This window comes from Curvivirga sp., assembly GCF_965219885.1.
Lineage (GTDB): Bacteria > Pseudomonadota > Alphaproteobacteria > UBA8366 > Aestuariispiraceae > Curvivirga.
In genome coordinates this window covers 1,646,257-1,659,944 of sequence record NZ_CBDCOT010000009.1, presented here as the reverse complement: position 1 = coordinate 1,659,944, position 13,688 = coordinate 1,646,257, and the positions used below count along the sequence as shown (strand labels likewise).

14 protein-coding genes are annotated in these 13,688 nt (G+C 42.4%); 10 read left to right on the top strand and 4 right to left on the bottom strand.

Translation table 11 applies throughout. The features are described 5' to 3' along the window. Window positions 1–41: 41 nt before the first annotated feature. Entirely contained in the window at window positions 42–1,388 is a 1,347-nt protein-coding gene (locus ACOQOA_RS13260; RefSeq protein ID WP_420549099.1) for a substrate-binding protein, read from the bottom strand. A 250-nt stretch (window positions 1,389–1,638) separates the two neighbouring features. Here ACOQOA_RS13260 and ACOQOA_RS13255 point away from each other — a divergent pair, with 250 nt between their 5' ends. The 4 genes from ACOQOA_RS13255 to ACOQOA_RS13240 all read left to right on the top strand — a co-directional run bounded on the left by ACOQOA_RS13255 (window position 1,639) and on the right by ACOQOA_RS13240 (window position 6,763). Beyond that, window positions 1,639–3,201, top strand: coding sequence for a helix-turn-helix domain-containing protein (locus tag ACOQOA_RS13255; protein ID WP_420549098.1), 1,563 nt, complete (start codon window positions 1,639–1,641; stop codon window positions 3,199–3,201). A gap of 181 nt (window positions 3,202–3,382) precedes the next feature. Further along, the gene (locus tag ACOQOA_RS13250) at window positions 3,383–3,751 is read left to right on the top strand and encodes a response regulator transcription factor (protein WP_420549097.1); all 369 of its coding nucleotides are present in this window, start codon (window positions 3,383–3,385) and stop codon (window positions 3,749–3,751) included. A 16-nt stretch (window positions 3,752–3,767) separates the two neighbouring features. Further along, entirely contained in the window at window positions 3,768–4,037 is a 270-nt protein-coding gene (locus tag ACOQOA_RS13245) for a hypothetical protein (RefSeq protein ID WP_420549096.1), read from the top strand. Further along, the gene (locus ACOQOA_RS13240) at window positions 4,037–6,763 is read left to right on the top strand and encodes an ATP-binding protein (RefSeq protein ID WP_420549095.1); all 2,727 of its coding nucleotides are present in this window, start codon (window positions 4,037–4,039) and stop codon (window positions 6,761–6,763) included. Before ACOQOA_RS13245 ends, ACOQOA_RS13240 begins: the two co-directional genes overlap by 1 nt. A gap of 3 nt (window positions 6,764–6,766) precedes the next feature. Here ACOQOA_RS13240 and ACOQOA_RS13235 read toward each other — a convergent pair whose 3' ends face one another. Further along, window positions 6,767–7,537, bottom strand: coding sequence for a substrate-binding periplasmic protein (locus ACOQOA_RS13235; protein ID WP_420549094.1), 771 nt, complete (start codon window positions 7,535–7,537; stop codon window positions 6,767–6,769). Between the two features lie 185 nt (window positions 7,538–7,722). Between ACOQOA_RS13235 and pseI the strand changes: the two genes are divergently transcribed. The 3 genes from pseI to ACOQOA_RS13220 all read left to right on the top strand — a co-directional run bounded on the left by pseI (window position 7,723) and on the right by ACOQOA_RS13220 (window position 10,345). Continuing rightward, complete coding sequence (gene pseI, locus ACOQOA_RS13230; protein WP_420549093.1) at window positions 7,723–8,787, top strand: pseudaminic acid synthase; 1,065 nt, start codon at window positions 7,723–7,725, stop codon at window positions 8,785–8,787. Next, on the top strand, window positions 8,784–9,773 hold the full coding sequence (locus ACOQOA_RS13225) for an ATP-grasp domain-containing protein (protein ID WP_420549092.1): 990 nt from the start codon (window positions 8,784–8,786) through the stop codon (window positions 9,771–9,773). The genes pseI and ACOQOA_RS13225 overlap by 4 nt, the downstream gene beginning before the upstream one ends. An 83-nt stretch (window positions 9,774–9,856) precedes the next feature. Continuing rightward, on the top strand, window positions 9,857–10,345 hold the full coding sequence (locus ACOQOA_RS13220; protein WP_420549091.1) for a YchJ family protein: 489 nt from the start codon (window positions 9,857–9,859) through the stop codon (window positions 10,343–10,345). A 68-nt stretch (window positions 10,346–10,413) separates the two neighbouring features. Here ACOQOA_RS13220 and ACOQOA_RS13215 read toward each other — a convergent pair whose 3' ends face one another. Then, entirely contained in the window at window positions 10,414–11,664 is a 1,251-nt protein-coding gene (locus ACOQOA_RS13215) for a diguanylate cyclase (protein ID WP_420549090.1), read from the bottom strand. 246 nt (window positions 11,665–11,910) lie between these two features. Here ACOQOA_RS13215 and ACOQOA_RS13210 point away from each other — a divergent pair, with 246 nt between their 5' ends. From ACOQOA_RS13210 to ACOQOA_RS13200, 3 genes are read left to right on the top strand one after another with little or no spacing between them, the layout of a single operon-like run. Next, window positions 11,911–12,483: a TetR/AcrR family transcriptional regulator gene (locus tag ACOQOA_RS13210; protein WP_420549089.1), complete on the top strand. Its 573-nt coding sequence runs from the start codon at window positions 11,911–11,913 to the stop codon at window positions 12,481–12,483. A gap of 14 nt (window positions 12,484–12,497) precedes the next feature. Beyond that, window positions 12,498–12,794: a YciI family protein gene (locus tag ACOQOA_RS13205; RefSeq protein WP_420549088.1), complete on the top strand. Its 297-nt coding sequence runs from the start codon at window positions 12,498–12,500 to the stop codon at window positions 12,792–12,794. Between the two features lie 2 nt (window positions 12,795–12,796). Then, window positions 12,797–13,402: a DNA-3-methyladenine glycosylase I gene (locus tag ACOQOA_RS13200; RefSeq protein ID WP_420549087.1), complete on the top strand. Its 606-nt coding sequence runs from the start codon at window positions 12,797–12,799 to the stop codon at window positions 13,400–13,402. Between the two features lie 36 nt (window positions 13,403–13,438). Here the strand turns inward: ACOQOA_RS13200 and ACOQOA_RS13195 are convergent, their stop codons facing one another. After that, a complete protein-coding gene (locus ACOQOA_RS13195; protein ID WP_420549086.1) occupies window positions 13,439–13,684 on the bottom strand; it encodes a MoaD/ThiS family protein in 246 nt (81 codons plus the stop codon). Window positions 13,685–13,688 lie beyond the last annotated feature (4 nt).

The window sequence follows — 13,688 nt, the reverse complement described above, 5'->3', positions numbered from 1 at the left end:
GATAAAACCCGTGAAGGGGCAGGAACATTCATATTGGCGGATTAAGCTTTATAAGGACCTAATTCACCGCCAAAGATAGATGGATCGTACTCAACCTGAGAACGAGGCACCTGTTGTACAACCTGAAGAAGGTCGAATTGGCTAGATGGGTTTTCGTTACCACGTACAACCAATACATCTTTGAAGCATTGGTGATCCGCAGCACGATATTCTGTAGCCCCGTTACCCATACCATCGAAGCTAAAGCCTTCAAGTGTTTTGATAACTTCAACAGGGTTGAAAGTACCAGCCATTTCACATGCATTCGCATAAAGCAATGTTTGAACATAGCATGTATGCGCTGCCTGCGATGGTGGGAAACCGTATTCCTGACCGAAAGATTTAACAAATGCTTGCGAACCGGCATCTTGTAAAGACCAGTTCCAGTTTGTGGTACCCAAAATACCTTTAATATTGTCACCAGCACCTTGCGCCATCAAACGAGAGAATAGCGGAACGATGATTTCAAAATTCTTACCATTCACTTGCTTATCACGAAGACCGAAGGATACAGCTTGTGTCAATGAGTTCACCATGTCTTTACCATAGTGGTTCAAGATCAACACATCCGCGCCAGAATTCAAAACAGGTGTAATATATTGAGAGAAGTCACCAGCACCTACAGGTGTGCGCACTGTTGCAACTGTTTCCCAACCAAGAGCCTCAGTTGTGTTTTTCACAGATTCCTCTGTTGTATAACCCCAGTTATAGTCAGCTGTTAGATGATATGCACGACGTTCTGTACCATATTCATCTTTCAATACAGGACCAAGTGCTGCACCAGACATGTAGGAGTTAAAGAAGTGGCGGAAACCATAACGACGCTTATCTTTACCTGTTGTGTCATTGGAGTGGGTCAAACCTGCCATAAAAATAACACCCATTTCCTGACATAGTGCTTGTACAGCCACAGCCACACCAGAAGATGAGCCACCTGTAACCATGCTCACACCATCTTTTTCCATCATACGTTTCGCAGAAGCACGCGCCGCGTCAGATTTGGTTTGCGTATCACCTGTTACATATTCAACTTTCTTACCGAGGATACCATTACCCTTCAAGGAAAGTGGCTTCATGGTATTCAACATACCACCATCGCCTTCACCGTTCAGATGTTTAACTGCAAGCTTGTATGCACGAAGTTCATCCGCACCTTCATCCGCATATGGACCAGATTGTGGTACGTTAAAACCTAATGTAATTGCAGACTTGTTTGTTGGGTCATTGCGAAATTCTTCTGCCCAAGCATTCTTGATGAAGTGAGTTGGCGCAACAGAGCCCAACGCCGCAACACCTGCACCGGCAGCTGTTCCCTTCAACAGTCCACGACGAGTAATAATTGATTTCATGGCTAAAAGCCTCCCTATTGATGTTCATACATCTATTCAATGACGTGCCCGAAGACACCCGAACCCATCCGATATTTTTATTTTTAGAGATGGAGATGTTGCGAATTATGAGGGGGCCAGAAAATATTTCAACAACATATTGAAGTATAAAGAGTTTTTTGTTAACAATTTAAATGAAAAATTTACAAACTTGTAAATCTGTAAATTTTTGCCATTATAAATAAAATATTAGAAAAATCAGGATTACATCATGGCTGGCCGTGCATTATTGGGGCATCGCATCCGCACTATTCGTAAGGATTTAGGTAAAACACAAGCTGCACTAGCAGGTGATGCTGGCGTATCAGCCGCCTATCTCAACTTAATAGAACACAACAGGCGAACTATTGGCGGCGCCTTGCTTTTACGCCTTGCCGAAGCGTTAGAAGTCCCCCCTGCAGACCTGACAGGTAGTGAGGAAGCACGCCTACTTGCTGATTTGGAAGAAATTGGTGGCGATCCATTATTTACAAAAACCAACCTAGACAAACAGGACATCACCAAAACTCTTGGCGTTGCCCCAACCATGGCCAGCGCCATGGTCGCTCTATATCGGGCCTACCGTTCAGCTAATGAACAAATCGACGCTCTATCTGAACGGATCAGTTATGATCCGTTTCTCGCCCATGCTGCCCACGACGTTGTTTCACGCATCACATCCATAAGATCCTTTGCCGAAATTCTTCATGATCATAGCGATATGAGTCAGGAACAAAGAGAAAAGTTCACAGAATCCATGGCAGAAGAAAGTGAACGACTTTCCAGCGCTGCAAGTGAAATGTTCAGCTTCCTAAACAGCTTTGAAGGCGCGCGCCAAACCATGCTACCTGCTGATGAGGTAGATGATTTACTTTATGATCATGGCAATTACTTTGACAGCCTGGAGACACTTGCAGACAAACTACGTCCAAAGGTCGAAACAGATCCGGACCATGGCGTTTTTCTTGCAGACATCATCAGCTATTTAAAGAAAAAACATAATGTTGAGCTTCATCGGGAAACCCCGGAAAAACTAGATCAAAAGAACAGCATTTGGGACGAAGAAACTCGCAGCCTATATATTTCAAAGGCAGCCCCCTTGACAGCAAGCCGATTTGAAGCGGCCAAAATGATCAGTCGGCTTGACGCGCATGAAGAAGTTGAAAAGCTAGTCGCATCTCCCCGACTGACCACAGATAAAGCCCGTCAACGCGCAAGAGAATCTCTTCACGGATATTTTGCGGGCGCCTTAATCTTTCCATACAGTAGCTTCCTACAAACTGTGACCGATCTGCGTCATGACATCGAAATGATCCAACAACTCTATGCGGCAAGTTGGGAACAAGTATGTCATCGCTTAACAACTCTGCGCCGTCCGGGCGAAGAAGGCGTTCCTTTTCACTTCGTTCGCAGCGACATTGCAGGCAATATTTCAAAACGATTTTCGGCCTCTGGGTTGCAAATCCCGCGTTACGGTGGCATTTGCCCAAGATGGGCGATCCATTCCGCCTTTCTAACCCCGGGCAACATTAAGTCTCAGTTAGTAAAAGCGCCAGATACGTCTACTTATTTGTTTATCGCACGCACGGTTACAAAACTGGGGGCTGCTTTTAAAGAACCACGCAGCATCTATTCCATCTTACTTGGTTGCGATGCCACCTATGCAGACCGCCTAGTCTATGCCGATGGCCTAGATCGCGAAAATGCCGATTCCATCACAAATGTTGGATTAACCTGCCGCCAATGCCATATGGAGAATTGCAATCAAAGAGCCCATGACTTCGTAGAGACTTAAACCAAATTACAATTTTAAGTCGCTTTTTGAAGATAAGTTAATCCTAAAACGTGACAAATATTTTTTTCGAGGCTATCGTTACGCCTCAAAAAAATAAAAAGAAGAAGCCGAAATAACAATAAATGGCTCTTCCTAAATCTCATATGATGCAAACAGGGACGCATCGCGGGGAGGCTAGACAATGACGCATTCTGTGCTAATTGTTGAAGATGACGACAGTATTGTCGAAGCATTAAATTTTCTTATGGAAACAGCGGGTTTTGACGTCCGTATTGCGCGTGAGGGGCCCAAAGCTATTGAGCTTGTCAAAGAAGCTATCCCCGATGTTATGATTCTGGATGTGATGCTACCCGGTTGTGACGGATTTGAGGTTGCAAGAAATATCCGTAGCCACCAAGCAAGTGAACATATCCCCATATTAATGTTAACTGCGAAGAACCGTCCAATTGATCAAGAAAAAGCCCATGAAATTGGTGTGACTGCTTTTATGACCAAACCTTTTTCAACACGAGAAGTCGTTGACAAAGTGAAGGAAATGCTCAACTCCTGAGCAGAAAGAAACTCTTATGGCAAGCCTAGATCAATTAAACGAACGTGCCCTTGCTTTACCTGTCATTGGCTTTCTTTTGTTAACGCCCCCCATTTTATTAATATTTAATGATGAAAGTGAAATCTGGGGCATTCCAACTCTTTACTTCTATGCCTTTGTCATTTGGGTTTTCCTGATCATTCTTGGCAAATTACTTACCAACAGGCTAATTAAATCTGAGTTGGTTTATGCAAAAAAGCCGTTACCACCTTCTTCAACTTCTGAAGATGGAGGCAAACAAGACTAATGTTATCCACCTCAGTTGTTGTCATTACATCATTTGGATATTTGTTACTCCTCTTCATGATCGCTTGGTGGGGTGACAAACTTGCACGTCAGGGAAACAGCTTACTTCGAAATCCGATCGTCTACACCTTGTCTATCGCGGTTTATTGCACAACATGGACCTTTTATGGATCTGTTGGCTATGCGGCGCGTAGTGGATTGGAGTTTCTGACCATTTACTTTGGGCCAACCGTCGTTTTTTTAGGATGGTGGCTCATCTTAAGAAAAATGGTTCGCATCACAAAGTCATATGGCTTCGCCTCCATCGCCGATTTCATCTCATCCAGATACGGCAAAAGCGGACGACTAGCAGTAATCGTAACCCTAATTGCCGTAATCGGAACGACACCCTATATCGCTCTACAACTAAAAGCCATCACGACCAGCTTTACTGTGTTAACAGGAGTTGGGGAAGTTGTTCAAAGCTCCAACATTCTTGATGCCAGTGAATCTGTTTTACGCGATACAGGTTTTTGGGTAACCGTTTTACTGATCGCTTTTGCAATCCTCTTCGGGACACGCCATATCGATGCCAGCGAACATCACGAAGGCGTCGTTGCCGCTGTTGCCTTTGAATCTTTCTTCAAATTATTCGCCTTATTAGCTGTTGGCATTTTTGTTGTCTTTGGCCTCTATAACGGTTTTGAAGATTTATTTAACAAAGCCCAATCCATGCCAGATACAGCACGCATTTTAACTTTAGATAGCGATGTTGGGCCTAGATGGTTAACACTAATGTTACTCTCCATGGCTGCAATTATCGCACTGCCTCGACAGTTCCAAATGACGGTCGTAGAAAATGTTGATGAAGATCACCTCAGAACAGCCTCATGGATGTTTCCTGCCTATTTGTTGCTGACGAATATTTTTGTCTTACCAATTGCACTTGCCGGATTAGACTTACTTCCAGCAGGCACCGATCCGGATTTCTTCGTATTAACTGTGCCACTGCATTACAATCAGGAATCATTAGCCCTCATCGCCTATATTGGCGGATTATCCGCGGCTACCAGCATGGTGATCGTTGCGACGATCGCCTTATCTACCATGGTTTGTAATGACTTAGTCATTCCTGCCCTCCTCAGATGGAATTGGCTTGGTATTAACGCGCGTATGGATTTAACAGGCGTTCTTCTAACCACCCGTCGCTTTAGTATCATCTGCGTGTTAATGCTTGGTTATCTCTATTATCGAACTTCCGGCTCTGGCAGTGCACTTGTGTCAATCGGTTTGATTTCTTTCGCGGCAACTGCGCAATTCATACCGGTAATGGTCGGCGGATTATTCTGGAAAGGCGGAAATAAAAAAGGTGCACAAGTCGGCCTTATCCTAGGTTTCATTGTTTGGTTTTATACGTTATTTGCTCCATCTATTGCACGCTTTGGTTGGCTGGACCCCTCTTTTGTATTCACAGGCCCTTGGGGAATTGATTGGCTACACCCAGAACATCTATTCGGCGTGACAGGCATGGAACCGCTCACCCACGCTTTATTCTGGAGCATGATTTTTAATATCGGCGGCTTTGTTATCACTTCAGTCTTCACGGACCAAGGCACAATTGAACGTATTCAGGCCACTTTATTTGTGAATGCATTCCATCATCCAACAGATAAAGAAACACGGGTTTGGCGAGGTGCCGTTCGCGGACAAGACCTATACAATCTTGTTCAACGTTTTCTTGGTGGCCAGCGTACTTATGATGTCTTTACACGCTACCAAATAACACGCGGGCCAAACTGGAAAAAAGAAGGCCCGGCAGATGCTGATACAATTGCCTTTGCTGAACGACTTTTAGCTTCTTCAATCGGGGCGGCCTCCGCCCGGATCGTCGTTTCATCTGTGGTTAAAGGTGAAGTCGTCCCATTTGATGAAGTGATGGCCATGCTGCAAGAGACATCGCAAGTCATTGAATATAGTCAACAGTTAGAACAAAAATCCAATGAACTAGAAACACTTACCTCTGAGTTACGTCTTGCTAATGATCAGCTTCAGGAATTAGATCGTCTTAAAGATGATTTCTTGACGGTAGTGAGTCATGAATTCAGAACCCCATTAACTTCAATAAGATCATTCTCTGAAATTTTATCCGATCATAAAGATTTAGATACTGAACAAGCCTCCAAGTTTCTAAATATCATTATGAAAGAAAGCATGCGCCTCACTCGATTGATTGACGAACATTTAGATCTTGCACGCGTTGAAGCAGGTCATATGGTTTGGCATATGAAGGATATCGATCCAAGGCAAGTTATAGATGATGCAATCGCCTCAATTGATGGAATGATACGTGAAAACAATACGCAACTTGAAACAGATATCTCACAGGTATTCGTAAAGGTTTCCGTGGATCAGGATCGCCTCTTACAGGTCCTATTAAACTTGTTATCCAACGCGATCAAATTTTGCGACAAGACTAAACCTTATGTCAAAATATCAGCATATGTGATTAAAAATTCATACCTAATTTCTGTGGAAGATAATGGAACAGGTGTTCCAGAAGCTGATCATGAAATGATTTTCGATAAATTCGCACGTGCGGATGAAGACACGCCTAATCGTCCAACAGGAAGTGGCTTGGGCCTTGCAATATCAAAAGGCGTTATTGAACATTTCGATGGTCAGATCTGGGTTGAAAACAAACCGGATAAAGGTGCTATTTTCAAAGTTAAACTTCCTGTAAAAACATGATATCTAGTTTCCATTGATCGTCATAATATCATTTACCTCCAGAATTAACTGAAAATCTTCTGCTTTCATAGCTGCCGCAATCAGCCTATCTAACGTTGATAGGGAAATTTTCGCATCTTTACGCCGAATACCTACAAATTCATACTCTTGATCATAGAAGTCAGATATAATTAATTTATCTTTAAGGAACGGACGTCGGGCAAGATATCGCTGCAAAAAAGCTTCAGTCACAATTCCAATCTCTACACGACGAGAGCGCACCATCTTTATAATTTGATCTTGCTTGGAAACTAAAGTTATTTCAAAATTTTCTTCTAGAAATAGTGGATCCGCATTAAAATTTGCAAATAGATAGTGATACCCTAGGATTGCTGCAATTCGTTTATCTTTAAGATTATCGAAAAGCGTCTCTTGCGACTCTCCGTTCTGCTTCTTAGTGATGTATTTTTCACCTCCACGCATATAGATTGATGTATGATCTACATTCATATCGGACCACCCCCAACTCGCTTGATCAAAGAGAGAGATATCAACTTTTTTATCTTTAAAAATCATATGACGGCGGCGCGGGCTCGCATTTATGATCTGAAATTCAAAATCAGGCGAAAGCTCTGACATAGTCCTTAACAATTCGATACCAAGACCCGAATAACTGCCGTCTTCTTCCAATTGATAATAGGGCGGAAAGTCATACACCAACGCAGATACGTGTTCTTCATCCGCAGAAGCAATTTGCGCCTGTATAGCGATAGTCCCGACAATAAGCGCTATCAAAGTTTGGGACCTCTTTATATGACATAGTAATCTATGCATACAAAACCGAACCATATCTCCCCCGCCACCAACATTCGCAGCAAATCCGTTGCATGAGGTATTAAAGCTAAGCTATATCTAAAGGTAAAGCGAATGCAAACGCAAAATTATGAAATCTAATCTTCGAAAGCGAGATAAACAGCTAAATGTCTCAGTTCATTAAAATTAATAATAAAAAAGTAGGAACAAACGAACCTGTATATTTTATTGCTGAATTATCTGCGAACCATAATCATGATTTTGAGCGTGTCATAAAACTGGTCCATGCTGCGGCCGAAGCGGGTGCAGATGCCATTAAATTACAAACCTACACACCTGATACAATAACGATCAAATCTGATCGTCCAGAATTTCAAGTTGATGGCACTATTTGGGAAGGTACTGATCTGTATAGTTTGTACCAACAAGCCTATACACCGTGGGAATGGCATGAGCCAATTTTCAAGGAAGCGTCACGTTTAGGTTTAGATGCATTTTCTGCTCCTTTTGATCCAACGGCTGTTGATTTCTTGGAAAATCTTGATGTTCCTATTTATAAGATCGCGAGTAGCGAACTTGTGGATTTACCACTCCTAAAAATTGTCGCACATACAAACAAGCCTGTTATTCTTTCAACTGGCATGGCGACAGAAAAGGAGATTGAAGAAGCGGTAACCACCCTACGTAAGCATGGTTGCAAAGAGCTCATTTTACTAAAATGCACAGCCTCTTACCCAGCCCTAGCTGAAGAAGCCAATCTTCTTGCTATCCCTATGATGCAGCAAAAGTTTGAATGCCCTATTGGTCTATCAGACCATACATTGGGCTCTACTGTCCCGATTGCTAGTACAGTGTTGGGTGCCTGTGTCATTGAGAAACATTTTACTTTATCCAGAAAAGACGGAGGCCCTGACGCTGCCTTCTCACTTGAGCCATATGAATTTAAAGAGATGGTAGAGCAGGTGAAAAATGCACAATCAAGTCTTGGTCAAGCCAAGCTCGAACCAACGAAAAAAGAGCAGGTAGGTCTAAAATTTCGTCGATCGCTTTACGTCGTCAAAGACGCAAAGGCCGGTGATATTATCACTCCAGAGCACATTCGCAGTATCCGTCCGGCACAAGGTTTGCATACACGATATTATGAGAGTGTTATAGGTCAAAGATTTATTAAGGATATTGTTTCAGGCACACCTTTAGATCTGACCATGTTTAAAAAGGATACAAATTCGTGAGCTTATTGATCACAAGTATCAACAACAAACGTCCAATGGTTCAAACTTTTACAACCGCGGCACATAAAGAAAATTGGCGATGTTATGGTAGCGACTTGAATCTCGATGTTCCTGCATCCAGAGATGTAGATGCCTTAATCCAACTTCCTCATGTCGCCGATCCAGATTATAAAAAATCATTGCTTCGGGCAGTAAAAGAAAACGGTATTCGTCTAATTCTTCCATCACGTGATGGCGATCTAATACCGCTTGCTAAACTAAAAGCTGACCTCAACAAGCTTGATTGCGTCCTACCGCTTCCATCACTTGAAACAATAGAAATTTGCCAAGATAAATTACGTTTTTCTGAACTTGTAAATAGCTTTGGGATGAAAACAATTCCAATACTAAATGAGGTATCTGGGACAGAACTTCTTTATTATACGCGCCCTAGATATTCTTCCGGAAGCAAAGGTGCATACTTAATAAAAAGCTTAGAAGATGCTATTCTGATTACAAAATCTCAAAAGCAACTTCTACATCCATTAATAGCTTATCCAGAATACACAATTGATGTATTATTGGATTTTAATTCCACCCCTTTAGAGGCCGTTTGTCGCAGACGTTTGCGTGTGGTTGACGGGGAGTCAAAATGGGCACAAGTAGAAAATCAGCTGCATCTTAAAAATATGGCAATTCTATTGGCGCAAAAACTTGGCTTAAAAGGCCATAATATCATTCAAGCTTTCTTGGATGATTCAGGTAATCCAATCTTTATTGAAGCCAATCTACGTTTTGGTGGCGCATCCATTCTTGCGCTGAATGCAGGTCTTGACACTGCTACAGCGCAAATCAAAATGGCGAAAGGTGAAGAGGTCTCTCCTGAATTATTTTCATCGATCAACTATGGCCTGTCGTTAAAACGCGAGCGAGTAGACGGAGAAGAGCGCGATTTCTTCACCTTAAACGAAGCATTTCCCAAGGAGAAGAATACCTCCCTTCTCTGAGGCATTATCTTGACATCCCAGACCTCTAAAGGCAAAAGGACAACAGAAAATTAACTAGATTTTATCTGATTAGGATTAAAAAAATGTCTGAATGTCCTTGTGGCTCTCATGCTGAATATGACGCTTGTTGCGCCCCCTTTCATAATGGCGCTATTGCAGAAACTCCAGAACAAGTTATGCGTTCCCGTTACAGTGCTTTTGTCGTCGATAAATTACAATATTTAGAAGATACGCTGACAGAAGAAAGTAAAAGCGACTATGATGCCGAAGAAACTAAAACTTGGGCGGAAAACGCGAAATGGTTAAAATTAGAAGTTCGCAATACAACAGGCGGTGGCAAAGACGACACGACAGGCACTGTTGAATTCGTTGCGAATTTCAAAGTAGGACCAGAACATCACGCACACCACGAAGTAAGTACTTTCGTAAAAGAAGGCGATCGCTGGTTATATTCCCATGGCGATATGAACCCACGTCAAGAGCAACGTATTGTGACAAAAGTAGGTCGCAACGAACCATGCCCTTGTGGATCTGGTAAAAAATATAAAAAATGCTGTGGCGCAGCCGCTTAAAATCATGGTGGCCTAAACAAATAATTCAAACCCTCTGTTAAATCGACAGAGGGTTTTATTTTTTGAACTTATTTTGCGACTTGATTACGGCCTTTTTTCTTAGCGCGATATAATGCTTCATCAGCCGACTTCATCACGGCCATTGGATCACTATGCATTTTCCCTTTAGCTGCGACCCCAATACTAATTGTGACCTGTACCGATTGATTAGTCTCAGACCCGCCTCGTTTTTTACTGCCCTTTTTATCTTTCTTCGGGCGATCTTTTGATCGTATGACAAACTCGGAATGTTCAACCGTTTCCCGCAGTTTTTCAAGATGTGGGATCGCTTTTTCAACCTCACCAACAGGCATCAAAACACAAAATTCTTCACCACCATACCTATAGGCACGCCCACCACCCGTTATCATGGACAAACGGTTGGCAACCATCCGCAGGACCTCATCGCCAATATCATGACCATATGTGTCATTGAACTTTTTAAAATGATCAATATCACTCATCGCAATCACATATTTGCTGCCTAACTTCTTCATATCAGACATTAAAGCACGACGTCCTGGAATACCGGTTAACTCATCCACAAATGCCATTTGATAAGAAACCTGAACCTTGGCGATAATGAGCGCAAGCAATGCAACAGAGATGTAAAGGGCAACCTGATCTGGATTACCTGCCTCTTGAAAAGCGAAATAACTTGCAATTAACGCACTAATCCAACCCATTTGTAGAGGCGAACGCTGCAACATAAAGCGTAACAACATAAAGCCTAGACTAATAAAATACGCACCTATTGCCAGTTGAGGCAAATTGGACCATGCCGTCCAGAAAGTACTTATCAATTTTAGATTTAGTATGGCGATCACTACTTGTTGCATCGCCCCTTCAATCACATAGGTAAACAGATATAAGAATGCGAATTGAGTTGAGATGAGGGCAAGCCTGATTATACCTTGGCGACTAAGTACGCCGCGCTCCTCTGCCCAACATAGCCATACGAGATTAACTGGTAGCAAAATTGATATGCCCGCAAATAAAACGTCACCGAAAACATCAGCGGTATTGCCGTAAGGTAAGAACATCGCAGATGTCCAATACACCATTCCAATTACAAGGAATCCCAGTACACTCGTACTCATTTTGAAATTCCAAGCGAATAAACATCCAACAACACATAGGACATAAGGTAATACAGGTAGAGTAGCCGCGAACTGGCTATCAACAACAAAAGCTTCTTGCTGCCCCAGCCACGCAGCCAGAACAACCAATGCAAGATAAGGGGCTAATCTAAAAAGATCGCCAAAAAGCTTATAAGACATGACAGATTTCCTGTCCCTGTTTCAACAAACGCCAAATAATGTCTTTATCCCTGCTCTTAAGTGGTCTTCTAACAGCCTACTCAAGCTCCCCTGCATCAGAAACAAGCACATATACATCCTTTAGCTGATTCGTAATTTAATTCACAACATTTTACTGTTTCACCGATTAGTATACTGGATCTCTTGACAATTTTCATAATGCACCTATATTTTAGGACAAATGTCCTAATTTTTAAATTTGGTGTTATGATGAAAACCCAAACCAAGATTATCGAAGCCGCCGATCAACTTTTTTATGAACATGGATTTGAGGCAACCTCCTTTGCCCATATTGCGGAGGTTGTTAATATTTCACGTGGAAATTTCTATTATCATTTTAAAACCAAGGATGAGATATTGGATGCGGTCATTCTTGCACGCCTCACCCGTACAGAATCTATGCTAGATCAATGGGAAATAGATGCTGATAGTGCAGCTGACCGTATTAAGAGCTTCATCAAAATTCTGATTGTAAATCAAACTAAAATTATGAAATTCGGTTGTCCTGTTGGCACTCTATCCGCAGAACTCATTAAGTTAGATCATGATGCACAAGATGGTGCGAATAAACTTTTCACCCTATTTCGAGTTTGGCTGCAAAGACAATTCGAAACGCTTGGACATAAAGAAAATGCTGATCAGCTTTCCATGCATCTTCTGGGTCGTAGTCAAGGTGTCGCCTCTCTTGCCAATGCATTTAAAGATGAAAGCTATGTCCAATCTGAAGTCGATCAAATGTGTGATTGGGTTGATCACCTCACATTAAAACAAATTCACTAACGGGAGTTTTATATATGTTTATTGCCCTATTACGGTTTGGAAAAAACAAGGCGGAGGCCCCAAAGTTTATGTCAGATCATAATGCATGGATCAAACAAGGCTTTGATGATGGTGTGTTTATCCTGATAGGTAGTTTACAGCCAAACCAAGGCGGGTCGGTCATCGCGCATAATATCAGTCGTGAGGATTTTGAAACACGCGTGAATGAAGACCCATTTGTGGCTAATGAAATTGTCGATGTTGAGATTCTGGAAATCAAGCCGGGTAAAGCGGTTGATCGTCTTGGTTTTCTGATTCCTTCCGGAGAATAATGATGAGTAAAACAACAATTGGTCCTGATGGAAAACCACGTTGTAAATGGTGTGATAGTGCTCCGAATTTCTTTGAATATCACGATAATGAATGGGGCTACCCCGTGGGGGATGACCAACGTTTATTTGAAAAGCTCTGCCTGGAAAGTTTTCAATCAGGCCTAAGTTGGCGCACAATCTATGAAAAAAGGGAAAACTTTCGTAAAGCTTTTCATCATTTCGACTTTAACAAAGTTGCTGAATTTGATGAAAAAGACAAAGAACGCCTTTTAAACGATGCAGGCATAGTCCGCCATCGCGGCAAGATTGAAGCCGTAATCAACAATGCAAAACGTGCACAAGAACTGGTTGCCTCAGAGGGTTCTATCGCAAAATATGTCTGGTCCTATGAGCCAAAGCCGGAGGATTTACCTGAACCTCAAACCGTCTCCACCTCCCCGGAGTCTATCGCCCTTTCCAAAGATTTAAAAAAACGTGGCTGGAAATTCGTTGGTCCGACAACCGCCTACGCCTTTATGCAAGCCATGGGATTAATCAATGATCATGCAGAAGGCTGTGTCATGCGAGAAAAAGCCGCAAAAGCGCGAGAAGTTTTTCAACGCCCCTAAAGAAAAAGCCGCAATCAAATGACTGCGGCTTTTATTTTACCCTCCTGCAAGACGCGGTATCACAAAGATTTCTGCGTCTTCAGGAATTTTCTGATAAAGACTATCGCGATAAATCACACCATTGATGGACACCGCGAGGCCCTTTTTCACATAAGGCTCCATCTTCGGGTAGTCCCGTGCCAAAGCATCCAGAAGCTGTTTGATGTTTTTAGCTTCGATCTCAATCTCCGCCTGATCATCAACAGCTGCTTTCATAATGCCCGATAGAACGACCTGAACCATGGAT